The 24,027-nt window shown below is 52.3% G+C and carries 20 protein-coding genes; 19 read left to right on the top strand and 1 reads right to left on the bottom strand.

The features are described 5' to 3' along the window. Positions 1–9: 9 nt before the first annotated feature. The 13 genes from ssb (at position 10) to dnaB (ending at position 14,340) form a co-directional block, all read left to right on the top strand. Positions 10–567, top strand: a complete 558-nt coding sequence (ssb, locus tag HRQ63_RS19710) for a single-stranded DNA-binding protein (protein ID WP_172246866.1) — start codon at positions 10–12, stop codon at positions 565–567. Between the two features lie 21 nt (positions 568–588). Next, positions 589–864, top strand: a complete 276-nt coding sequence (gene rpsR, locus HRQ63_RS19705; protein ID WP_018976953.1) for a 30S ribosomal protein S18 — start codon at positions 589–591, stop codon at positions 862–864. A 721-nt stretch (positions 865–1,585) separates the two neighbouring features. After that, entirely contained in the window at positions 1,586–3,349 is a 1,764-nt protein-coding gene (locus HRQ63_RS19700) for an ABC transporter substrate-binding protein (RefSeq protein WP_172246865.1), read from the top strand. Between the two features lie 91 nt (positions 3,350–3,440). Then, entirely contained in the window at positions 3,441–4,403 is a 963-nt protein-coding gene (locus HRQ63_RS19695; RefSeq protein ID WP_172246864.1) for an ABC transporter permease, read from the top strand. A gap of 47 nt (positions 4,404–4,450) precedes the next feature. After that, positions 4,451–5,350, top strand: coding sequence for an oligopeptide ABC transporter permease (gene opp4C / locus HRQ63_RS19690; protein ID WP_216674008.1), 900 nt, complete (start codon positions 4,451–4,453; stop codon positions 5,348–5,350). Positions 5,351–5,384: 34 nt separating this feature from the next. Further along, positions 5,385–6,371, top strand: a complete 987-nt coding sequence (locus tag HRQ63_RS19685) for an ABC transporter ATP-binding protein (RefSeq protein WP_172246862.1) — start codon at positions 5,385–5,387, stop codon at positions 6,369–6,371. Continuing rightward, on the top strand, positions 6,368–7,378 hold the full coding sequence (locus tag HRQ63_RS19680) for an ABC transporter ATP-binding protein (RefSeq protein ID WP_172246861.1): 1,011 nt from the start codon (positions 6,368–6,370) through the stop codon (positions 7,376–7,378). Before HRQ63_RS19685 ends, HRQ63_RS19680 begins: the two co-directional genes overlap by 4 nt. A 252-nt stretch (positions 7,379–7,630) precedes the next feature. Next, complete coding sequence (locus HRQ63_RS19675) at positions 7,631–8,578, top strand: D-alanyl-D-alanine carboxypeptidase family protein (RefSeq protein ID WP_172246860.1); 948 nt, start codon at positions 7,631–7,633, stop codon at positions 8,576–8,578. Positions 8,579–9,082: 504 nt separating this feature from the next. Continuing rightward, on the top strand, positions 9,083–9,514 hold the full coding sequence (locus HRQ63_RS19670; RefSeq protein WP_172246859.1) for a CBS domain-containing protein: 432 nt from the start codon (positions 9,083–9,085) through the stop codon (positions 9,512–9,514). 86 nt (positions 9,515–9,600) lie between these two features. Continuing rightward, a complete protein-coding gene (locus HRQ63_RS19665; RefSeq protein WP_172246858.1) occupies positions 9,601–10,530 on the top strand; it encodes a DUF2232 domain-containing protein in 930 nt (309 codons plus the stop codon). A 12-nt stretch (positions 10,531–10,542) separates the two neighbouring features. Beyond that, positions 10,543–12,534, top strand: a complete 1,992-nt coding sequence (locus HRQ63_RS19660; protein WP_172246857.1) for a DHH family phosphoesterase — start codon at positions 10,543–10,545, stop codon at positions 12,532–12,534. Beyond that, positions 12,531–12,974 carry a 50S ribosomal protein L9 gene (gene rplI / locus HRQ63_RS19655; RefSeq protein ID WP_037286150.1) on the top strand — a complete coding sequence of 148 codons (444 nt, stop codon included), beginning with the start codon at positions 12,531–12,533 and terminating at the stop codon, positions 12,972–12,974. The genes HRQ63_RS19660 and rplI overlap by 4 nt, the downstream gene beginning before the upstream one ends. Before the next feature lies 1 nt (position 12,975). Beyond that, positions 12,976–14,340 (top strand): replicative DNA helicase, encoded by a 1,365-nt coding sequence (gene dnaB / locus HRQ63_RS19650; protein WP_037286152.1) that lies wholly within the window; start codon positions 12,976–12,978, stop codon positions 14,338–14,340. A 353-nt stretch (positions 14,341–14,693) separates the two neighbouring features. Here dnaB and HRQ63_RS19645 read toward each other — a convergent pair whose 3' ends face one another. Next, positions 14,694–15,071: a DUF2512 family protein gene (locus HRQ63_RS19645; RefSeq protein ID WP_172246856.1), complete on the bottom strand. Its 378-nt coding sequence runs from the start codon at positions 15,069–15,071 to the stop codon at positions 14,694–14,696. Positions 15,072–15,647: 576 nt separating this feature from the next. Here HRQ63_RS19645 and HRQ63_RS19640 point away from each other — a divergent pair. The 6 genes from HRQ63_RS19640 to yycI all read left to right on the top strand — a co-directional run bounded on the left by HRQ63_RS19640 (position 15,648) and on the right by yycI (position 24,000). Further along, positions 15,648–16,934 (top strand): adenylosuccinate synthase, encoded by a 1,287-nt coding sequence (locus tag HRQ63_RS19640; protein ID WP_172246855.1) that lies wholly within the window; start codon positions 15,648–15,650, stop codon positions 16,932–16,934. 229 nt (positions 16,935–17,163) lie between these two features. Beyond that, positions 17,164–18,828 (top strand): M23 family metallopeptidase, encoded by a 1,665-nt coding sequence (locus tag HRQ63_RS19635; protein WP_172246854.1) that lies wholly within the window; start codon positions 17,164–17,166, stop codon positions 18,826–18,828. Positions 18,829–19,315: 487 nt separating this feature from the next. Next, positions 19,316–20,059 (top strand): response regulator YycF, encoded by a 744-nt coding sequence (gene yycF, locus HRQ63_RS19630; RefSeq protein ID WP_172246853.1) that lies wholly within the window; start codon positions 19,316–19,318, stop codon positions 20,057–20,059. Between the two features lie 3 nt (positions 20,060–20,062). Next, entirely contained in the window at positions 20,063–21,925 is a 1,863-nt protein-coding gene (walK, locus tag HRQ63_RS19625; RefSeq protein WP_371873245.1) for a cell wall metabolism sensor histidine kinase WalK, read from the top strand. Between the two features lies 1 nt (position 21,926). Next, entirely contained in the window at positions 21,927–23,225 is a 1,299-nt protein-coding gene (locus tag HRQ63_RS19620) for a YycH family regulatory protein (RefSeq protein WP_172246852.1), read from the top strand. Positions 23,226–23,262: 37 nt separating this feature from the next. Further along, on the top strand, positions 23,263–24,000 hold the full coding sequence (yycI, locus tag HRQ63_RS19615) for a two-component system regulatory protein YycI (RefSeq protein ID WP_172246851.1): 738 nt from the start codon (positions 23,263–23,265) through the stop codon (positions 23,998–24,000). Positions 24,001–24,027: the final 27 nt, after the last annotated feature.

Genomic DNA, 24,027 nt, shown 5'->3' with positions numbered 1-24,027 from the left:
GGGACCGAGATGTTGAACCGAGTCATTTTGATCGGCCGGCTGACACGTGACCCTGAGCTGCGGTACACGCCTGCGGGCGTAGCCGTAACCCAGTTTACGATTGCAGTCGACCGTCCGTTTACGAGCCAGGGTGGAGAACGCGAAGCGGACTTCATTCCGGTAGTCACCTGGCGCCAACTGGCTGAGACTTGCGCGAACTATTTGCGCAAAGGACGCCTGACGGCGGTAGAAGGCCGTATTCAAGTACGGAACTACGACAATAATGAAGGAAAGCGTGTATACGTGACCGAAGTTATTGCCGATAATGTCCGTTTCCTGGAATCGCCGAATCGCGAAGGCGGCGGCGGATCGGGCCGCGACGAGTCGTCCTCTTACGGAGGCGGCAACAGTGGTGGCAATAGCAGCGGCGGCGGAAACCGTACCGAACCATCTTACGGTGGTAACGGTGGCGGCGGAAATCGCGGCGGCGGTAGCCAAGCTCCTCGCGGAGGCGGCAGCAATAATCAGGATCCTTTTTCCGATGACGGAAGACCGATCGATATTTCGGATGATGACCTGCCATTCTAATTATAGAAAGGAATGAATCGAATGAGCTTTAGACAACGTGATGCCGGAGACGGCGAAAGACGTCCTAGCGGCGGCCGTCGTGGTCGCAACAAGCGCCGTAAAGTGTGCTATTTCACTGTAAATAAAATCACTTTCATCGACTATAAAGATACGGACCTGCTTCGTAAATTTATCAGTGAGCGCGGCAAAATTTTGCCACGTCGCGTAACAGGCACAAGCGCGAAATATCAACGCATGCTGACTGTTGCAATCAAACGTTCGCGTCAGGTAGCCCTGCTGCCTTACACAACGGAATAGTAGAATTTCCCGAGAGACGATTGGCCTTTGGCCGGTCGTCTCTTTTTTTGTTTTTGAAAAGAACGTTAACAAAGACAAAAAAAGCTGTACAAATATGAAAACGTTCTTATAATAGAAGGAAAATAAAAAAGCCTGGGCATGACAAAAAAGACTATCCTTTTGCCTGTGATATGCTAAAATGAAAAAACTCCCTATTTTATAGGCTTCTTCCTTCAAAATTTAGATTTCCACCGTACATATTTGTTAGATAATCTTACATTTAGGGGCATGGCGATTACATATTCTTTTCTAAAAGGTTTCATTTAGCTGCTTGTTAACGTGTATTTATACATTATCAAGAGATAAAATACATCTTTAAGCTAGAAATGAAACTAAAAAAGGTGTTTTCTCTCAAAAAAAGTGTTGACGTGAGTATTTTTTACACGTATTATTTACATTAAATTTACCGCTGGTTCATTAAGCTGGCGCTCTGGCAGAAGCCATGACGCGGTTTCAAATCGACCAAAGGTTAAATGACAAGTTTGAAAATGCGTTTATGCATTTATACCGGAGATGGACGAACCCGATGTGTAAGCAGTTTACAAAAGCTGACGAAACACACGAGGCTAACCATCCCAATGTCGATCGCCGTAAAGTTTGTTTAAAATAATCAGAACGCTCTGCGATTTCCGATTATTTTTATAGCTTTTGCTGCTTTTAAACTTCGATTAGGGGGATCTACATGAAAAAGAGACTATCTTTGATGCTTGTGACACTTATGGCCTTCGGTTCAATCTTGGCTGCTTGCGGCGGTGAAGAAGCTGCTTCCACGGATACGACGACACCGACGGAAACAGCGACGGATACGACGGCTCCCGATGAAACGGCAACGGAAGAAACGGGTACGGACTCCGAAAGCGCGATCGGACTCACTGAAGCAGAGGATATCGCAACAGGTAACGATACTGCACTGGCTCGCACGGATTCCGCAATTATCGGTACGGTAGCTCCTCAAGGTATTTTCAATCCTTTGTTCCACCAAACAAGTTACGACTTCTACGTAGACTATCTTATTTTCCCTTCTTTGACGAAAGTTAAAACAGACGGCACTTACGAGAACGATCTTGCCGACGACATCAAAATTTCCGACGATAACAAAACATACACGTTCCATATCCGCGACGACGCGAACTACAGCGACGGCACTCCGGTAAAAGCAAGCGACTATCTGTTCACGATGAAATTGTACATGGACGCAAGCTATGACGGTCAATCCGATCCGCTCAGCTGGAACGTCGTTGGCGCTGATGAATATAACAAAGGTACGGCAACGGACATTTCCGGCATTAAAGTCATTGACGACAAAACGGTAGAAGTGACTGTAAGCGACTATGATGCAATGACTCAAGTCAACTTGGGCGGTATCGCGCCTCTTTCCGAGGCATATTACGGCGCTAACTACAAACAAGGCGAGATTGCAAGCGTCAAAGAATTCAACACAAAACCTATGGGCGCAGGTCCTTACAAGCTGACGAAATATGCAGCGGGTCAAGAAGTCGACTTCGAAGCCAACGAAAACTACTATGACGGCGCACCGAAAATTCCTAAACTGATTTACAAAGTAACAACGGACACGACAAATCTTGCGATGCTGCAAAACGGCGAAAGCGATTTGGACAACATCACGGTTACGGAAGATAACGTGGAAGAATTGAAAGCTGCCGGTTTCCTGGATGTAAACATCTTGAAAAACAACGGTTACGGCTATGTAGCCATGAACAACAAAAATCCGATGTTCGCCGATGTTAAAGTACGTCAGGCACTGACTTACGGCCTGAACCGTGCGGAAGTCGTGGAAGCGGCTTACGGTCCTTATGCCGAAGTCATCAATATCCCGCAATCCGACGTATCGTGGGCTTACACAAGCGAGAACATTGATCCTTACGATTACGATATCGAAAAAGCGAAAGCATTGCTGGACGAAGCCGGTTGGGTTGAAGGTTCCGACGGTATTCGCGAAAAAGACGGCAAAAAGTTCGAAGTCAACTTCTCTGCAACAGCAGACAACCCGGTTGTTGACGCCCTGATTCCGATCATGACGCAAAACTATGAAGAATTAGGCGTTAAACTGGTCGTGGAAACACTCGACTTCAACGCGATCATGGAGAAAAAAGACCGCGGCGATTATGACATGTTCTTCGCGGCGTGGGGCTTGACGCCTGATCCGGATTCCACGGTTTATATCACGGACGGTGCGCAAAACAACTCCGGTTACTCGAACCCTAAAGTCGACGAACTGTACAAAGAAGGCAAAAAAGAACTGGACCTCGAAAAGCGTAAAGCAATCTATGCCGAAGCTTATCAATTGATCAATGCTGACGCTCCTGAAATTCTGATGTATCAAAGAACGAATATGCTGGGTATCAACGGTAGACTCGATGGATGGGATGTCAGCCCGTACAAAGATTTCCCATTGAGCTTGCACCAAGTTGAAATCGCTCAGTAATTACGTTTAATAAGATATTCGGTTATCCGATATGCTCAGCTCCTAACCAGAGCTGGGCATATCGATTTATATGCCAGAAGGAGACGTGTCAATGAGTCAGTACATCATCCGGCGTTTGCTACAGATGATCCCGACTTTGATCGGTATTTCGATCATTGTTTTTGCTATTTCTCAGTTGGTTCCGGGAGACTACATCACGGCTACGCAAAATCCGAATTTGACCGCAGAAAGAATTGCTCAACTGCGCGCTCTTTACGGTCTGGATCTGCCGCCTGTTCAGCAGTACTTTGTTTGGGCAAAAAATATGTTGGTCGGTGATTTGGGTCAATCGCTTCAGCATCAGATGCCGGTTACTAAAGTCATTAACACTTATGTATGGAACTCGTTTATTATTGCCTTTTTCAGTTTTGTCTTTAGTTGGATCATCGCGGCTTTTGTCGGGGTATTTTCCGCACAGTTCCAATATTCCTTTTTCGACAAAGTCGTTACGTTGCTCGTGTTCTTGTTAATGTCGCTTCCGTCTTTCTTTATCGGTCTGCTTGCGATTAAATATTTTGCATTGGATATGAAATTATTGCCGACCGGGGGGATGACGACAGCCGGACTGAATGCCACCGGCTGGGCGTACATCAAAGACGTCGGCTTGCATATGTTTATGCCTGTCGTGGTCATGACGACTCTTTCCGTAGGCGGATTAACTCGTTATTTCCGTACCGGTATGCTTGAAGTCATTCGTCAAGACTATATTCGTACCGCGCGTGCGAAAGGCCTGAAAGAACGTACCGTTATTTTTAAACACGCGTTCCGTAACGCGTTGCTTCCGGCGATTACATTGTTGGGTTTCGAACTGCCGGGTCTTTTCGGCGGCGCGATGATCTTGGAGCGGGTGTTTAACTGGCCGGGTATCGGTCAGATTTATCTGGCTTCGCTCAATTTGCGCGATTATCCGTTGATGCTCGGATTCACGATGTTTTTGGCGGTACTGACGCTTCTCGGAAACCTGATTTCCGATGTATTGTATGGGGTTGCCGATCCGAGAATTCGTCTTAAGTAGGAGGGAGATTCATAGTGGAACAGCCGTCGCTAAACCGAACCGAGCAGCTGCAAGAGCAGCTCAAAATAGTAAAAGCCGAGTCTCCGTGGAGAATTGCAATTCGTCGTTTTGCCAAAAACCGCTTGGCTTTAATCGGGCTTATCATTTTGTTCATTATGGCGATCATTTGCGCGTTTGGCCCTTTGTTCTCGCCTTACGAACTGAATCAAACGAATATAAAAGACAAAAATCTGGCGCCGAATGCCCAATATTGGCTCGGTACCGATAAGCTGGGCCGTGACGTTTTGCTGCGGGTGATGTTGGCAGGACGAATCTCGTTGACCGTAGGGCTTGTGGCTACGGCGATTTCCGTAGTTATCGGCGCGACGCTTGGAGCCGTCGCCGGTTTTTACCGCCGCTTCGCCGATACGATCATTATGCGGATTGCCGATATCTTTTTGGCACTGCCTACTCTGCCGATCTTGATTACCCTTGGCGCGATTTTGTCTGACCTTAAGATCGAACCGTCTAAGCGAATTTACTTCTTGATGTTGATCATCGGGATATTAGGTTGGGTTGGATTGGCACGCCTTGTGCGAAGCCAAATTCTGACGCTTCGCGAACAAGAATTTATGCAAGCGACAGAAGCACTCGGACTGCGCGATTCGCGTAAAATTTTCCGTCACTTGCTCCCGAATACGGTTCCGATTATCATCGTATCCGCGACGCTTGGCGTAGCGGGTGCAATCTTGACCGAATCGGCATTGAGCTTCTTGGGTCTAGGCGTCGTACCTCCGACTCCTTCATGGGGCAATATGATCAATGCGGCTAACAATCTGATTGATTTCCGCAAACGTCCATGGATCTGGATTCCGCCCGGCGTATGTATCCTCGTTACCGTAACGGCGATCAACTTGATCGGAGACGGCCTGCGTGACGCGCTCGATCCGAAGATGAAAAGCCGATAAGATCCGCAAATAATGAAGAAGTAGGAGAGACGAAATGGCAAAAGAATTAGTCGCATTCCGAAACCTGGAGACCCATTTTAAAACGTCCGCAGGTACTGTCAAAGCCGTCAACGACGTCAGCTTCTCGATTCGAGAAGGCGAAACGCTTTGTGTCGTCGGCGAGTCCGGCTGCGGAAAAAGCGTAACCGCGATGTCGCTGATGCAATTGATCGAATCTCCTCCCGGCAAAATCGTTGGCGGAGAAATCTTTTTTGAAGGCAAAGACCTGCTCAAGCTAAGCAAAAAAGACATGAGCCGATTGCGCGGCAAAGAAATCGCGATGATCTTCCAAGAACCGATGTCTTCACTGAATCCGGTATTTACGATTGGTAAACAGATCACGGAACCGCTGCTCTATCATTTGAATATGACGCAAAAAGAAGCAAAAGCTCGCGCGATCGAATTGATTACGATGGTTGGCATTCCGCGTCCGGAAAAAATCTTCCATTCGTACCCGCATGAGCTGAGCGGCGGCATGCGTCAGCGGATCATGATCGCGATCGCGTTAAGCTGCGATCCGAAGCTGCTGATCGCTGACGAACCGACGACTGCGCTCGACGTTACGATTCAGGCACAAATTCTCGATTTGATGCGCGATATCAAAACAAAACGCAATACAGCAATCATGATGATTACGCATGACCTTGGCGTCGTCGCGGAAATGGCAGACTTCGTCGTCGTCATGTATGCGGGCAAAGTGATCGAAGAAGCTTCGGTACTCGAATTGTTCCGAGAGCCTCGTCATCCGTATACGCAAGGATTGCTCAAAGCAAAACCGGTCATCAATCAGCGTAAAGAACGATTGTATTCGATCCCGGGTCAAGTACCGAATCCGGTAGACTTGGGCGAAAATTGTCATTTCCATGATCGCTGCGAGTTCTGTATGGAAATTTGCAAAACGAAAGCTCCGCCTTTGCGTGCACATATCGATGGGCATAAAACGGCTTGCTGGTTGTATGAAGAGGAGGGGAAAGCGCAATGAGCGAATCGGCAGCTCCTTTGGAAAAGTCATATGTCGGCGGTACCGGCGAACCCCTCATTCAGGTGGAAGATCTCAAAAAGTACTTTCCGATCACAGGCGGCGTATTTCAACGTCGAGTTGGCGATGTAAAAGCAGTCGACGGCGTATCCTTCACGATCAATAAAGGCGAGTCTTTCGGTCTGGTTGGCGAATCGGGTTGCGGCAAAAGTACCATCGGTCGCACTTTGCTTCGACTGAACGACAAAACGGACGGAAAAGTGTATTTTGAAGGTAAAGATATGCACAAAATGTCCAAAAGCGACCTGCGTAAAATTCGTACCAAGATGCAGATCGTGTTCCAAGATCCGTTCAGTTCGCTCAACCCGCGGATCAAGGTCGGCGAAGCGATCGGCGAGGCTCTGCTCGATCACGGCTTGGTCAGTCGAAAAGACGTTAAAGAACGCGTGATCGAAACGATGAAAATTTGCGGCTTGGCCGATTATCACTATGACCGTTTCCCGCACGAGTTCTCCGGCGGTCAGCGTCAACGGATCGGAATCGCGCGCGCCTTGATCATGAATCCGGAATTCATCGTCGCCGATGAACCGGTATCCGCGCTCGACGTATCGATTCAGGCTCAAATCATCAACTTGCTCAGCGATCTGCAAAGCGAGAAGCAGCTGACCTATCTGTTCATTTCTCACGATCTCAGCGTCGTCGAGCATTTGTGCAATCGGGTAGGCGTGATGTATCTCGGCACGATGATGGAGATGGCGCCGACGGACGAACTGTTCAGCAATCCGCTGCATCCTTATACAAAAGCGCTCATGTCGGCGATTCCGGTTCCGGACCCGACCCTGAAGCGCGAACGAATCGTGCTTCAAGGCGATATTCCGAGCCCGGCCAATCCGCCTTCCGGCTGCAAGTTCCATACCCGCTGCCCGATGGCTTCGGACATTTGCAAAGAGCAGGTGCCGGAGTACCGCAACGTAGGCAATGAGCATTTTGTAGCCTGCCATTTTGCTTAAAAGAATTCAGTGCTCTTCTTTTCATAAAGCCGAGAATCGAACAATACGTTCGATTCTCGGCTTTTTTCGTTTTGATCGTCGTTTTGTTCTTTCTTTATGGTGCATTCCGCATATAGATTGGTTACTTCTTTTATGAAAGAATCATGCGAAAAAAAGAAAATTCATAAAATAGTTAAATTTTTTTTACTTTTTGTAGACTAAAATCAATTTTCGTGCGTCTATAAGAGTAATGAACGAAAGGAGCGGATCGATTTGAAGAACGGGGGCATTTGGAAAAAGAGCATATTGGTCGTCATCGCCGTCTTATTGCTGCTGATTCCTCAACAGTTGCTGGCCAGTCGTCCGAAAGTCGAAGCGACGGCAGCCGTTCTGATCGATGCGCAGACGGGAGAAATATTGTGGCAAGCCGAAGGAGATCGGGTAGTGGCTGCTCCGGCAATGGCACAACTCATGACCGAATGGCTGGTGCTGGATGCGGTTCGCGGCGGTCATGTGGATTGGGAAGATTCAGTGCGCGTCGGCGGTGACGAAAAGGTATCTCAAGCATCGGTTAAGCCTAATTCCGGCAAAGGCGGAATTTCGTTAAGAGCCGATGATCAGATTCCGTTGAATGAGTTGTTTATGGGGCTTGCCGTTTCGTCGTCCAGTGAAGCGGAGAAGGTGCTGGCACGTTATACGGGCGGCTCGGAAGAGTCTTTTGCCTGGATGATGAACGAAAAGGCACGCCGAATCGGCATGTCGTCATCCGCATTGTTTAAGCCGGGCGAGGCTGCCGACGCGTCTGCGCTTCCGACAGATGACAGCTTGCCGAACGGCAGTCGAATGACCGCCAAAGATGCAGCCGTATTATGCCGGGCTTTGATCGAGGAGCATCCCGAAGTGCTGCGGATGTCGTCGGTCGCTCAGACCGAGATTAGCTCGCGAGGCATTTATATGATGAATACCAACGCGATGCTGCCGGAATTTGCAGGGCCTCATGCTTATCGCGGAATGGACGGGCTGAAGGTTTACGGCTCGGAAAAAGAAGGGTACTCGGTGGCCGGTACGGCGCAGCGCGACGGACATCGATTGATCGTCGTCATTTTGGGAGCAGATAGCCGGGAGAAAAGTTTCCAGGCTGCCGGACGTCTGCTTGATTACGGATATGCGAGGTCCGGTTCGTTCGCGGAACGTGCAACTTCTTGGTTGAAGCTTGTATGATCAGGGAAAATAAAACCAGCGACCGATTATTCGGTTGCTCAGGCTGCGGAGAAAGTTACACGTGCGCGAGAAGCCAGAAAGCTCCAAAAGAAATTCGTTCAAAACGCTGTCTCACTCGGAAAGTTGAATTAGATTTAAACAAGGAATTTTTCCGAGTTCAAAGGCGTTTTTCACTAAATTTCTTTCTCCGCTTTCTGTCTTCCAGCTACGTTGGACTTTCTCGATACGTTGAGCGACCGATCATTCGGTCGCTATTTTTATTTTCCCGCTCATTGTTATTGCAGTAACGAATTTATTCGAAGCATAAACCTGCGTTTTGAACATGGTCAATGGAATAGTTTAAGCTATAATAGAAATGAGGCTCACCGGATTGAAGGTTCTATTTTCCGGGTGATGAACAGAAGAATGTCCGTCCGCCGACGTGTTTACCAATAGTGCGTTGCTTGAGTGCGAGCTGCCGCTTGCGATCGCGAAGACAACGTAATAAAGAAGGAGAAATCCGTTATGAATATTGCTTTTTTCCTGCTTCCCAAGCATGAAGTCGCGTTTGTGACGCTTGATGCGACGCTTCGTCAAGTGATTGAGCGCATGGAGCACCATCAGTACACCGCAATTCCGATCATCGATAAAGAAGGCCAATATGCCGGAACGGTGACCGAAGGGGATATCCTTTGGCATATGAAACGTTCCGAAGGCCGCATTACTTTTGAGAACGCTTCACGTTTCATGCTCAAAGAACTTCCGCTTCGGATGAATAATAAGCCCGTCTCGATCGAATCGGACATGGCGGACCTGATCAACCTGTCCAAAACGCAAAACTTCGTTCCGGTCGTCGACGATCGGGGCCGTTTTATCGGAATCGTGCGCCGCAGCCAAATTATCGAATACTGCGCAGGCTTCGTTCCGAGACAAAACGTGGAATCGCAAAGCACGTAACGCGGAGCTCGCTCGGTATCGGGCGCCGCTACGAATATGCTATAATGAATGTTAAACTTTCATATCCGCACAAGAGGTGAATCTACTTGAAATTGCGTTTGTCTTCGGCGATGTGGGCGATCTTGTACCTGCTGGTCCTGCTGTCGCTGTTAACGCCGCTGTCCGCGATCACGCTGCTGGTTATGATCGTTCCGGTAGCCGTACTTTATGCCTCGCTGCGCGTAAACGTATTTTGGCTGCACATCGTGCCCGTATTGGCGATTCTCGGCATACTGTCCGGATCATTGGCACCCGTTACGCTTATATTGGCCGGTTATTTTTTGATTGTCGGTATCGTGATGGGGCATCTGTACAAGAAACGTGCTCCCGCCCTTCAGACGATTATGTACGGGATGGGCACATTGCTCGGTCTGCTCTTAGTCATGCTTGCCGCAGGAAAATTGATTTTCGGTTTTAACCTGTCCGATTACGTGAGCGATTTCGTGCATCAGACGTTCGATCCGCTGTTGGTTGTCGCAGAGATGAGTCCGATGATCAGCAGCGATCAGTGGAATCCGGATTTCATTTTCGCGCTGGCTAACCAAACGGTCATGATGATTCCTCTGGGAATGGTCGTGAGTTCGTTCGTGCTGGCGGTCGTCACGCATGCCATCGTTCGTCCGACTTTGTCTTCGATGGGCGTGGCCGTTCCCAAACTTCGTGCCGCCCATGAGTGGAAGCTTCCGCGCGCGCTGATTTTCTATTACTTTGTCGTGTTGATCGTGGACATGGTGACTTACGATCAGGCAGACGGATTCTGGAAAATGGCCGCGGTCAATCTGCTTCCTTTGCTGCAATTCTGCTTTATCATTCAGGCGATCGGATTCTGGTTCTTTATCGGACACGTCAAAAAATGGCATCGGGCGATTAGTGTCCTGATGGCGATCGTGACGGTCATTTTCCCGCCAATGCGCATTATCGGGATTATCGACCTGGCCTTCCCGCTGCGTGAGTTCATTACAAGACCGAAACGATAGGGTGAGGAAACCATGCCAAACTTTTTGTTGAAACGCTGGTACGGTTACCGGACCGTTTGGGCGTTTCTGCTGCTGCTGACGCTAACGGCATTTGTCACCGCGTATAACTGGCCGATCGGCTTGCTTGCGTTGTGTTTGGTTTTTGTCGTCATATTCGTCATGCTTCGGGCAGAGATGAAATTCAGGCATGAACTGGCCGAATACACCACGACGCTCTCCTACCGCGTGAATAGCATTGAAGGCGAAATTACGAGTCGCTTGCCGTTCGGCTTGCTGCTGTATGATGCCGAGCGTACGATCGAGTGGCATAACCGCCAAGTCGCCCAGTTGTTTCAAACGGACAGCGTGGTCGGGGTTCCTCTGGTCGAATTGCTGCCCGGACTCCCTCCGCTGACCCGGGATAAAAAAGACGGATCCAAAGAACCGCTTAGTCTGGTACGGGCGGAGATCGAGGTTGGCAAAGAGACCTACGACGTTCGCGTGTACCCGGAAGAACGATTGATCTATCTGCAAAAAATGACCGAAATGGCGGAGCTGCGCGAACGTTACGAAAAAGAAAGTTTGGCGATCGGCATCCTGTTGTTCGATAACCTCGATGAAGCTTTTCAGGGGATGGACGATCAACAGCGTACATTGACGATTGCTCGCGCAACCAGCTTGATCAACGGGTGGGCACGCCAGTATGATGTGTATTTGCGACGTCTGTCCAGCGAGCGTTACATGATGCTGCTGAACCAGGCGGCACTCGAAAAGCTGGAAAACAGCCGTTTTGTCATTTTGGATGAAGTACGCGAAGCGACAAGCGATTTGAAGGTTCCGATGACGCTCAGCATAGGACTGGCTTGCGGCAACGAAAAGATCGGCGAACTCGGGGCTTTGGCGCAATCCAGTCTGGATATGGCGCTGGGACGCGGCGGGGATCAGGCTGCGGTCAAGGTTGGACAGCGTCTCTCGTTCTACGGCGGCCGATCCAACGCGGTGGAGAAACGGACTCGCGTGCGGGCACGGGTTATCGCCCATGCGCTTCGCGATCTGATGAAACGCAGCGATCGGGTGCTGATCATGGGGCATCAAAATCCGGACATGGACGTGATCGGCGCCGCGATCGGCATGCTTAAAGCCGCGGATCGTCTGGAGGTCGAAGCGAGCATCGTGCTGGACGGAGATAACCCGTCGATCAGCAAAATGATGGAGCGTATCCGCGCCGACTTAACGCTGGCCGATCGTTTCGTCGGCCGGGAAGAAGCATTGGCGCAGATGACCGAACGAACGCTGCTTGTCGTGGTCGATACGCACAAGCAGTCGCTGACGATCGAACCCAAGCTTGTGCAAAAGGCGAAGCAAGTCGTGGTCATCGACCATCATCGCCGCAGCGAGGAATTCATTAACGAAGCGGTGATCGTGTATTTGGAGCCGTATGCTTCTTCCGCCAGCGAATTGGTCACGGAGCTGCTGCAATATATTCACGACAACATGACGTTAACTCCTCTGGAAGCCACCACATTGTTAGCCGGCATTACGATGGACACCAAACATTTTACGCTGCATACCGGTTCCCGCACGTTCGAAGCCGCGGGCTTCTTGCGCCGAAGCGGCGCGGATACGATTCTTGTTCAGCGCATGCTGAAAGAGGATTTGAGCGAGTACATCTCGAAAGCAGACATTATCAAAAACGCTCGCGTCGTGATGGGCGGGGTCGCGATCGCCGTCACCGACGAGGGTCGGCAGTTCCCGCAGCTGTTGATCGCGCAGGCGGCCGATACGCTGCTCAACATGACGGACGTGAACGCGTCGTTCGTCATCGGCAGCCGTCCTGACGGACTGACCGCCATAAGTGCCCGCTCGTTCGGCAAAATCAACGTACAGGTCGTGATGGAACGCCTGGGCGGCGGCGGGCATTTGACCAACGCGGCGGTACAGCTTGATATTTCTCCGCGCGAGGCTGAGAAAAAGCTGATGGCCGTGCTTGAAGATATCGAAAAGGAAGAGGGGCTATTCGAATGAAAGTAATTTTTCTGAAAGACGTTAAAGGTCAAGGCAAAAAAGGCGACGTGAAGGAAGTATCGGAAGGATACGCACAGAACTTCCTGTTTAAAAACGGAGTGGCAAAGCCTGCTACCGACGGCAATGTGAAGACGCTTGAAAATCAGCATGCGGCAGAAGAAAAGCGCAAAGAAAACGAAAAGCAAGAAGCGGTAGACCTCGGCAAAAAGCTGGAAGAAGTCACGGTGCAAATCAAAGCCAAATCCGGCGAAGGCGGCCGTCTGTTCGGCGCGATCACAAGCAAGCAGATCGGCGAAGCATTGTCCAAGCAAGGCTTCAAAGTCGACAAACGAAAAATCGAACTGGAAGAGCCGATTCGCACGCTCGGCGTGACTCAAGTACCGGTCAAACTTCATAAGGACGTCAAAGCGACGCTCAAGGTTCAGGTTTCGGAGGAATAAGATGAGCGAGGATCTCTTTTTCGATCGGATTCCGCCGCAAAATCTGGAAGCGGAGCAGGCCGTGCTCGGCGCGGTGCTGCTTCAGGCCGAGGCACTAATCACCGTCATGGAAAAGATCACGGCCGACGATTTCTACGACAAGTCGCACCAGATGATATTCGAGGCTATGGTCCAGCTCGGGGAAGAGAGTCAGCCGATCGATCTGGTGACGCTGACCTCGCTGCTCAAGGATAAAGGACAGCTGGAAGATCTCGGCGGGGTCAGTTACTTGGCCAAGCTGGCGCACGGCGTTCCGACGGCCGCCAACGTTGAGTATTATGCGCAAATGATCGAGGAAAAAGCGATGCTGCGCAGACTCATTCGCACCGCGACGCAAATCGTCAGCGAAGGCTATACCGGCGGCGAAGACGTCGGCGCGATGCTGAGCGACGCCGAGCGCAAAATCCTCGAAATTTCGAACCGCCGCTCAAGCGGCGGTTTTATCGCCATACGCGACGTGTTGATGGAAGTATTCGACCGTATCGAAATTTTGAGTCAGACCGCGGGCAATACCGGAACCACGGGCATTCCGTCGGGATTCGTCGATCTGGACGGCATGACGGCCGGATTCCAACGCAACGACTTGATCATTCTGGCTGCGCGTCCTTCCGTCGGCAAGACCGCGTTTGCGCTGAACGTCGCGCAAAACGTCTCGGTTCGCGCCGGCGAAACGGTCGCTATTTTCAGTCTGGAAATGTCGGCGGCTCAGCTCGTTCAACGGATGATCTGCGCCGAAGCCAACTTGGACGCGAGTATCATGCGTACAGGCGAATTCAAAAACGACGAAGACTGGACCAAGCTGACGATGGGGATCGCATCCTTGTCGGAAGCCGAGATTTATATCGACGATACGCCGGGCATCACGGTAGCGGATATTCGCTCCAAATGCCGCCGACTCAAAAAGGAACGCGGACTCGGCATGATCGTCATCGACTACTTGCAACTGATTCAAGGCCGCGGCAAAGCGGGCGAGAACCGTCAGCAGGAAGTCTCCGATATCTCGCGTACGTTGAAACAAATTGCGCGGGAACTGGAAGTTCCGGTTATCGCGCTCTCCCAGCTCAGCCGGGGCGTTGAGCAGCGTCAAGACAAACGCCCGATGATGTCCGACCTTCGGGAATCCGGCTCGATCGAGCAGGATGCCGACATCGTCGCGTTCTTGTACCGGGACGATTACTACAACGCCGATACGGAAAAAAAGAACATCATCGAGATCATCATCGCCAAACAGCGTAACGGGCCGGTAGGCACGGTCGAGCTGGTGTTTTTGAAGAACTTCAATAAGTTCGTCAATTATGAGCGGGCGCATGACTCGTTCGCCGGGTAACTTCTACGGCCTCACGTTGCCCTCGAAAGTTACGTGTGCGGGGGAAGCGAGAAGACTGCGAGAGAAATTCGTTCAAGCCGCTGTCTCACTCGGAAAATGGATGGGATTTGAATAAGGGATTTTCCGAGTTCAAAGGCGTCTTGAACTGAATTTCTCTCTCCGTCTTCTCGCTTCCAGCTACGTTGCGCTTTGTCGACACTTTGAAGCCATCAAACCCAGCGGATTCAAAGTGGAGTAGGATAGGAAAAGGCACCGGACATAAATCGTCCGGTGCCTTTTCGCTGTGCGCTAAAAAGTAAAAGTTGCATTTCTAAAGACATCAAACTCCAAAGAGATCAACATCGTCTCCCCGCTTAACGCTGAGCGGGGAAACGAGCATGGCCGTTGTTGTCTTTGCGGCCGGGAATGCCGTCTTGGAGCAGCCAGATATGGAAAAAGAATTCGAAAATGCCGACGATAAACGCGATCACGAAAATATCGAAATACGAGATGTTCCAGCCGAGCATCGAAGAAGCGCCCCACAAAACAAGATAGGTCAAGGCCGCATCGCCGACCGTGGCTGCGGTGTTGCCGGCGGCAGGCAGAATCGTCATATCGCCAAGTACGTAAGCGACGGCGCCGAGAAAGAGAGCGACGAGCAAAGCGCTCAGAAAGCTCGCGTCTCCGAACCACATCGTCAAGCCGACGACCACAACCGCGTTCGCCAACATTTTAACTACCAGCTTGATCATACTTTTCACCTTCTCCTCGCTGTATTTTTCATGCTGTATGCCCTTCAGGGAAGTCAAGCCTAATTTAACCTTTGAAATCCCAATTTAAACCTTTTTGTGGAAACGAAAAAAGAAAAAGCTCGCTCTTGTTCTATTTTCCCTTTCCCGCTATTTAATGCCGAGGAAACCCCCAGCGGAGGGAGAGTTCTGTAGAGGAAGCCTTTGAAACCGGGAATCTCCTTTTTAATTCAATCAGAAATTTCCCGGTTGAGACAGCGCCCGACACAGAACTCTCCCGCAGCGCCTCCCACCCTCCTTTTTCCGAACATTAAATTTACATCCTCACTGATTTGTTCGTCATTTATTTGACTTTGAAAAAACGGGCTGGTACACTATTACTGCTGCGTTAAAGCAGCATAAGGAGCGTTTTTCCCTTTTTCACGGACCACAACAGGGCAAGAAAAAGCGCGAAAAGGCCGTCTCCGCTCGTCCGTTAGCACGCTTCTCTGCTGGTATTTTCCACTGACGAAATTCCTGCCGGGATAGAGGACGGACGACCAATACAAAGGTGCAAAGGCACCCACGGAGGAATGAAAAATGTCAACAGTAGTCGTAGTGGGAACGCAGTGGGGAGACGAAGGAAAAGGCAAGATTACGGATTATTTGGCGGAAGGCGCCGACGTTGTCGCTCGTTACCAAGGCGGTAACAACGCGGGCCACACCATCTTGATCGAAGGCAAAAAATACAAATTAACCATGATTCCGTCGGGCATTTTCTACACGGACAAAGCCTGCGTCATCGGCAACGGGATGGTCATCAACCCGAAAGCGCTGATCGAGGAAATCAATTATATTCACGATAACGATTTTACGACGAAAAACCTGTCCATCAGCGATCGCGCGCATATCATCATGCCTTACCACATGGTGCTGGACGCGTTGGAAGAAGAGCGCAAAGGCCCGAACAAGATCGGCACGACAGGCAAAGGCATCGGCCCTTGTTACATGGACAAAGCCGCTCGGATCGGTATCCGCATGGCGGACCTGATGGACGCGGAAGAGTTCGAATTGAAACTGCGCCATTTGGTAAAAGAAAAGAACCATATCATCGAGCAAGTCTACGGCGGCGGCAAAGTCGACGTTGAAGAAATCCTTAAAAACTATCTGGAATATGCCGAAATCCTGCGTCCTTACGTATGCGATACTTCGGTTGTCCTGAACGAATATATCGACGAAGATAAAAAAGTACTGTTCGAAGGCGCGCAAGGCGTGATGCTCGATATCGACCAAGGCACATATCCGTTCGTGACTTCGTCCAACCCGTCCGCGGGCGGCGTGTGCATCGGCTCGGGCGTAGGCCCGGCGCGGATCAACCAAGTGATCGGCGTAGCAAAAGCTTATACGACGCGCGTCGGCGACGGTCCTTTCCCGACCGAGCTGCATGATGCAATTGGCGATACGATTCGCGAAACGGGCCACGAGTACGGTACCGTTACCGGCCGTCCGCGCCGCGTAGGCTGGTTCGATACAGTCGTCGTTCGTCACGCAAGACGCGTCAGCGGCATCACGGGTCTGTCCCTGAACTCGCTCGACGTGCTGACAGGCCTGGACACGGTTAAAATCTGCACAGGCTACAAGTTCCGCGGCGAGATCATTTCGCACTATCCGGCAAGCCTGAAGCAGCTGGCGGAATGCGAAGCGGTATACGAAGAAATGCCGGGTTGGAGCGAGGATATCACGGGTGCGAAAACGCTGGAAGACCTTCCGGAAACCACTCGTAATTACGTCAACCGCGTAAGCGAACTGACAGGCATTCCGATCGCGATCTTCTCCGTCGGCCGCAACCGCGAGCAAACGAATCCGGTCCTGCCGATCTACGTATAAAGCAGCAAGATAGCCTAACCACTTGAATCGTCTTATGAAAAAAGTTGGTTAGAAACCTCCAAACCCGCGCCCGGCGCGGGTTTTTTGCTGTTTAGCAAAGTTGAACTATCGACGCCGGCTGTGGTACAGTAGACAAAGGTTTTGAAAAGGTTAAAATTTTGACACTATTTGAGAGCAATGTTGAAGATGCGCAATAAATCAGTAAGCTTGCCATTTAAAGGAGAAGATCATGAATAGTTCGAACAATAAAGGCCAGGGCGAGGCGGCAGCTTCCGAGAAGTCGGAAATGCAGCAGGAAAGCAAAATCGTCGTGGTTGGGGGAAAATCGAAAAGGACTCGTCGCTGGGCAGCGGGGATCGTCGGCGGGGTTGTGCTCGCAGGCGGACTGACCTTCGGCGGATTCAAATACGTAGAAGCGAATACGTACACCTACTATACCGTGTACTCCGGGGACGCCGTGATCGGAACGATCGCCGACAAAACCGAACTCGACGAGCTGATCGACAAGAAGCAGCAGGAGTTCTCCAAAAAGTACCCGGGAGCGGACATGAAGCTGTATACGGCAAGCATCCGCGCGGAAGAAATGCAGGGCTACAAAATCGTGCCCGATACCGAAGCGACGTTGGGCAAACTGGACGGCACGATCAAAGCTTACGCTACCGGCGCGGAACTGGTCGTGAACGGCGAAGTCGTCGGAATCGTCAAAGACGAAGCCACGGCGAAAAAGCTGGTTGAAAAAGCGAAAAACTCCTATATCGAAGAAGGCACGCAAACGGACGGAACGGCGACCAAAAAGCTGGCTTCCACAGGAAGTGCGGCTTCGAGCGACGGTTCGACGTCCAAGCTGAATTCAATCAAGATCAACGACAAGATCACGTACGCGGAGACCAAAACGTCGCCTACGCGCATTTTGAGCGAAGACGAGGCTTACAAGCTTCTGACGATCGGCAAAAAAGATCCGATTACGTACACGGTTGTCGAAGGCGACAGCGTCAGTTCGATCGCGGCGAAGTTCGGTATCACGCAAGACGAGATCTACGCCAATAATTCGGATATCAAAGAGTTCACGCTGCAGATCGGCGAAGTGCTGCGCATTACCCTGCCTGATCCGATGATGAACGTCACGACGGTCGAGTCCGTATCCGAACTGATCCCGACCGCTCCGGAAATGGTTATTCGCCATAACTCCGAGCTGGCCTCAGGCAAACGCATCGTCGCTTCCCAAGGCAAAAGCGGCTCCAAACGCGTCGATTACCGCTTGACCAAAAAAAACGGCGAGATCGTGCGCGAAGAATGGATCGGCCAAGAAGTCGTACGCCGTTCGGCTCCGATCATTATTGTTAAAGGAACAAAGGTTATCGTCGAAGAAAAGCCCGTGATTGAAGAGCAGGTCGAAGAAGCCGTATCGACAGCTTCGGTTGAATCGACGGAAGAAAGCAGCGAGTCTTCAGAGTCCTCTTCGGAGTCTTCCTCGTCCAGCTCGTCCGACGATTCTTCAAGTTCCAATCAAGAGGAAGTCACGTCGAGCGGCAGCGGCTTCAGCTGGCCCGTCAGCGGCGCTTCGATCTCCAGCACGTTCGGAACCCGTTGGGGCAAGCTGCATGCCGGCATCGACCTGACAGGCCCTTCCACCATCATGGCCTCCGCCCCAGGCACCGTTACCTATGCCGGACAAATGAACGGCTACGGCAATATCGTCATCATCAGCCACGGCGACGGCTACGAGACCCGCTACGGCCACCTGAGCAGCATCGGCGTAAGCAGCGGCCAATCCGTCTCCCGCGGCCAATCGATCGGCGTCATGGGCAACACCGGCCGCTCCACCGGCACGCACCTGCACTTCGAGATCCGCAAAGGCGGTTCCCCTCAAAATCCTTTGTCTTACTTGCCTTAACTCGAAAGGCGAGAACACATCGGATGCAGATATTCCAGGCTGATCGTGATCTTAAACGAGAAATGAAGAAATACCATGAAATTAAATAGTAAGCATCACTAAAAGATATGAATAGCCGAGTCCTATCGATTCGACGAGGCTGTTCATATCCCTTGATCTTCTTCTCTCTAAAATAAAGCGCCGCCGGCATTTTCCGGCGGCGCCTTTATGTCTTGAAGGTTCATTTCCGAAGGCTACAGGCGGAGGGGGAAGTCCGTGAAGGAACGATAGTGTTCGCCTTTGTATTTGGGAAGCTTCCTTCTGAGTCTAATCAAAGCTTCCCAAATACAACACGCGACCGTAACGGACTTCCCCCGGAGCCGCCCCGCCTTCTGGTTTTAAATGAATATTTAAGACGTCCCGCGCCCCCGGAACCTTTTCCGTCGGCGCTTTTTCCCGTCTCCTATGGTAAAATAACGAAGAATCAAAGCAGGGGGGCTGAAAGAAAATGCAGGGTAAAATCCTGGTTGTCGACGATGAACAGCCGATTGCGGATATATTGAAATTCAATCTTGAAAAAGAAGGCTACCAAGTTACCTGCGCGTTCGACGGCATTACCGCCGTCGAACTTGCGCTGAGCGAGCAGCCCGACCTGATCCTGCTGGACCTGATGCTGCCGGGCAAAGACGGCATGGACGTGTGCCGCGAAGTGCGCGCCAAGCTGCCGGTTCCGATCATCATGCTCACCGCCAAAGACGGCGAGATCGATAAAGTGCTCGGCCTTGAGCTGGGCGCGGACGATTACGTGACCAAGCCGTTTAGCACGCGCGAGCTGCTGGCCCGGGTCAAAGCCCAGATGCGCAGGCACCAGCCGGGCGCGCCGCTGTATGCCGGAGCAGGCGGCCCGGGCATGACGGCGGAAGCGCCGAAACGGCAAGGACTGACGGTAGATGCTCTTTTTATCGATACGGATATGTATATGGTGTACAAAAACGGCGAGCAGCTCGATCTGACTCACCGCGAATACGAACTCGTTTACTATATGGCGAAAAACGCGGGCAAAGTCATGACGCGCGAGCATCTGCTGCAGGCAGTCTGGGGCTTCGAATATTTCGGCGACGTGCGCACGGTCGACGTGACGATCCGTCGTCTGCGCGAAAAGATCGAAGACGATCCGAGCAAGCCGGAATATATCCTGACCCGGCGGGGACTCGGTTATATGATGCGATCTAAAAAGCCGGGAGGATTTTAACGGATGCTGCGCAAAGCGTCGTTTTTCCGTTCGGTACAAGCCAAGCTGATTATCGTGTACATGCTGCTGATCCTGATCGCGATGCAGCTGATCGGCGTGTATTTCGTCAGCGCGATGAAGACGTCTCTGACGAATAACTTCACTAACGATCTGAAAGAACAAGCCGAGCTTCTTTCCGTGTTGGCCGGACAAAACTGGTCGGGCAGCGGAGAAGCAGCCGAAGACAAAGCGGCAAGTCTGCGCACGCTGGTCGACAACTTTTCCAGCATGAGCAGCGGCGAGATTCAAGTGCTCGACGTGAGCGGCCGCGTCCTGATCACGTCGCTGTCGACGCATGCCGACCTGGTCAACAGCAAAAACACGCAGACCGTGGTCAGCCGCGCGCTGCAAGGGATCGACGACAACGAAGAGTATATTATCGACGAAGACAATCTGCGTAAAAAGGTCGTCGCCAAGCCCGTGTTCAGCGGCGGGAAAATCGTCGGCGCGATCTATATCGTCGCGTCGATGCAAAGCCTATACGACACGATGCAGCGGATCAACGGTATCTTTATCTCCGGCGTGCTGATCGCGCTCGGCCTGACGGCCGTGCTCGGCGTCATCTTGGCGCATACGGTCACGCAGCCGATCAAAGAAATGACCAAACGGGCGACGGCGGTCGCGGAAGGACGTTTCCACGTGCGCATGCCCGTGTTCGGCAACGACGAGATCGGACAGCTCGGCGAAGCGTTCAACCATATGACGAGCCGTCTGCAGGGCGTGTTGTCGCTCAATGAAGAAGAAAAAGAAAAGCTGGCTTCGATCCTGACCAATATGAGCGACGGCGTGATCGCGGCGGACGAGTCCGGCTCGGTCATTTTGGTCAATCGGGTGGCCAGCGCCATGCTGGGGATGCGGGAAACGGACATCATCGGACGAAGCATCTCGGAGCTGCTCGATCTGCCGGAAGAAGACGAAGAGCTGCCGTCCGCCGGACTGCGCAGCATCATTCTCGGCGGCAGCGGCGGCACTCCGGATTCGCCCGGCGCTCCCGACGGACTCGGCGACATGACGATCAAAGCGACGCTCAGCCCGATTCACCGCCGCGAAAGCGGAACGGAAATCGGCGTCAGCGGCACGATCGCGGTGCTTCAGGATATTACCGAGCAGGAACGTCTCGATACGCTGCGCCGCGAGTTCGTGGCGAACGTCTCGCACGAACTGCGTACGCCGCTGACCACGATCAAAAGCTACACGGAAGCGCTGGAAGACGGCGCGCTCGATGATCGGACGGTCGCGGGTCGTTTCGTCGGCGTCATTCAAAACGAGACGGAGCGCATGATTCGCCTCGTTACCGACCTGCTCCAGCTGTCGCGCATGGATTCCAGAGAAACGGCCGTCCGGCGCAAAAAAGCGAACCTGTTCGAGCTGATCGAAGAAGTCGCCGAACGCTTTACCTTCCCGCTCCGGGACAAAGGCATCTCCGTATCGCTCAAAGCTTCGCCGCAGCTCGGTTTCGTCGACGTCGACCGAGACCAGATCGACCAGGTGCTAGACAATGTCGTGTCCAACGCGATGAAATATACGGCGGACGGCGGCAAAGTCACGCTGGATGCCTACCCGCTCGAAGACGGCAAACGGTATGCGGTCGTGATCGCGGATACCGGCATCGGGATTCCGAAAGAAGAGCTGGGACGGATCTTCGAACGCTTTTACCGGGTGGATAAAGCGCGTTCCCGCGGCATGGGCGGCACGGGCCTGGGCCTTGCCATCGCGCGGGAGATCGTGGAAGCGCACGGCGGGGACATCGCGATCGAATCGGAACTCGGACAAGGCACGCGGGTAACGTTCACGCTGCCTGCCCATATCGAAGGAGGCGGGGATTAACGTGAAAGAGCAGCTTAAAACGGCGGCGCTCACGCTCCTCGTCGCCGTCAGTCTGGTGCAGAGCTATCTGTTGATCTATCGGCTGCCGGGTACGGGTCAGGTCGTCGTCTCGTCGGCGGGTTATGTCCGAACCGACGAGATGGGCGAGCAGCTGAACGTGGAAGATACGCTGTATCCCGACCGGATGATCATTCATATGGGCGAGGACAAGCATACGATTTTTTATCCGAATTCGGCTTTTTACAAGCTGATTTATGCACGTATTCAGGCACGGGATTTCGCGGCTTTTCAAGCACAGCCGATCTCCGCCGAGGATTGGGAAAAGGTGGCGGCGAACAATCCCGGCATCGAGCTGTCGTTCGGCACGGGGCTTCCGGTACCTTTGCTGCAAAAAACGATGCGGCTGGCTGCCGATCCGACATTCGAAACGGCCGACATCGATCGGATCTGGATTTATACCGGAAGCGGCGAGGAGAAACCGCGCGCGTTCTTCTTCAGCTCGAACGGGCAGGACGTGTACGAAGCCAAGCAGCTCGACCTGACGGTACAGGACGTGCTTCAGCATGTGGCGTTCGGCGAAGAATGGACGCCTTACAGGCCGCTCAAAAACCATACGTTATACGTGCCGTCCAAGCCGATCGTGTTGGCGGAAGCGGTGCTGGAGACGGATGCGTTTACCAGCGACCAAATGCAGCGCAATCTGTTCGCCGATCCGGCCGTGACGCGCAATATCCATGAACAGGACGGATCGGAGATTTATACGGACAGCAAGCGGAGTCTTCAGATCGAGGACGAAGGACGCTGGATGACGTATACCGATCCGGCGGCGGTTCCCGCGATCCGGGCGGACGCGACCGAAAGCGTGCTGTCCGCGGTCGACTTCATCAATCAACACGGAGGCTGGAACGGAACGTACCGGGCCGAACTGACTTCAGGCAGCGGCGAGGATTACAATGCGGATCTGAGCGTGCGTTTCCGGCAGTATTACGGTTCGCTTCCGATCTTCGGCAGCGGGACGGTCCGTTACGGATATATGGATCTGGTGCTTCAGCAGGGGACGGTCTCGTTCTACGAGCGTTCGCTGCTCGAGACTCCGGAAGAAGGCGAGCAAGGGCCGCAGTATACGTTGTCCGGCGGTCAGGATCTGATCGATCGGATCGTCAAAGTCGAAGAAGTGCACGGCTTGAAAGTGACGGACTTATACCCGGCGTACACGCCGCGCATGAACGGCGATACGCTGCGGCTGGTGCCGGGCTGGGTAGCGGTGCTGTCCGACGGTACGAACGCGACATTCAATTGATCGGTCCAAGTCGGCCGGGCGAAAGGGGAAGCGGAACATGGATTGGGGAAGGGCCAAAAATGTCTTGATCTACGCGTTCCTGCTGCTGAACCTGGTGCTCGGCTATCAGCTGTGGAGCGATTACCGCGAGCAGCAGGGCGCCAACTTGGGCTTCGATTCGCTCAGCGAAAGCACGCAGCGGGCGATGGAAAATAAAAATATTCAGGTGCTGACCTCCGTTCCGGCGGATACGCCGAGCCTGCCGAAGATTTCTTATCGGTATACCGAGGAGCTTCCGGACGATCCGGTGCAGTTGGCGATTCCGGCGGACAGCAAGCTCATTTTCACGCCCGGAGACCTGGTATCGGCACTGAAAAACGAAATTCCGCGGATCGCGGATTACAGCTACGACGCTTTTGCGGGCAGCAGCGAAGACGGGTCGTTCACGCTGCATCCGTTATTCGAAGGGCAGTGGCCGTTGTTCAACGCGGATCTGGAACTTTTTTATACCGATCAGAAGATTACGGCTTACCTCGGCTCTCCCGTACAGATTCAGGATGCCGGAGGTGAAACGGAAGTGCTGCCCGCGCAAAAAGCACTGGGCACGCTGGTCGAAAATTATTTGCCGGAAGGCTCGGTGGTCAAAGAGATCGTGCTGGGCTTTTACGGGCAGACCTTCGATTCGGAGACCCAGGTGGCTGCGCCGGTATGGCGGTTTACGGTTGAAAACGGCGATCCGTCTTCGTACAGCGTCTACTACGTGCAGGGAGCCAGCGGAGACGTCATCAGTCCCTGAAGCAGCAAGAGCAGGAGAAAAGGAGAT

The sequence above is a fragment of the Saccharibacillus endophyticus genome (assembly GCF_013185185.1).
GTDB classification, from domain to species: Bacteria; Bacillota; Bacilli; order Paenibacillales; family Paenibacillaceae; genus Saccharibacillus; species Saccharibacillus endophyticus.
Note: the sequence above shows the minus strand (reverse complement) of the source record. Positions and strands in the feature narration are given on the sequence as shown.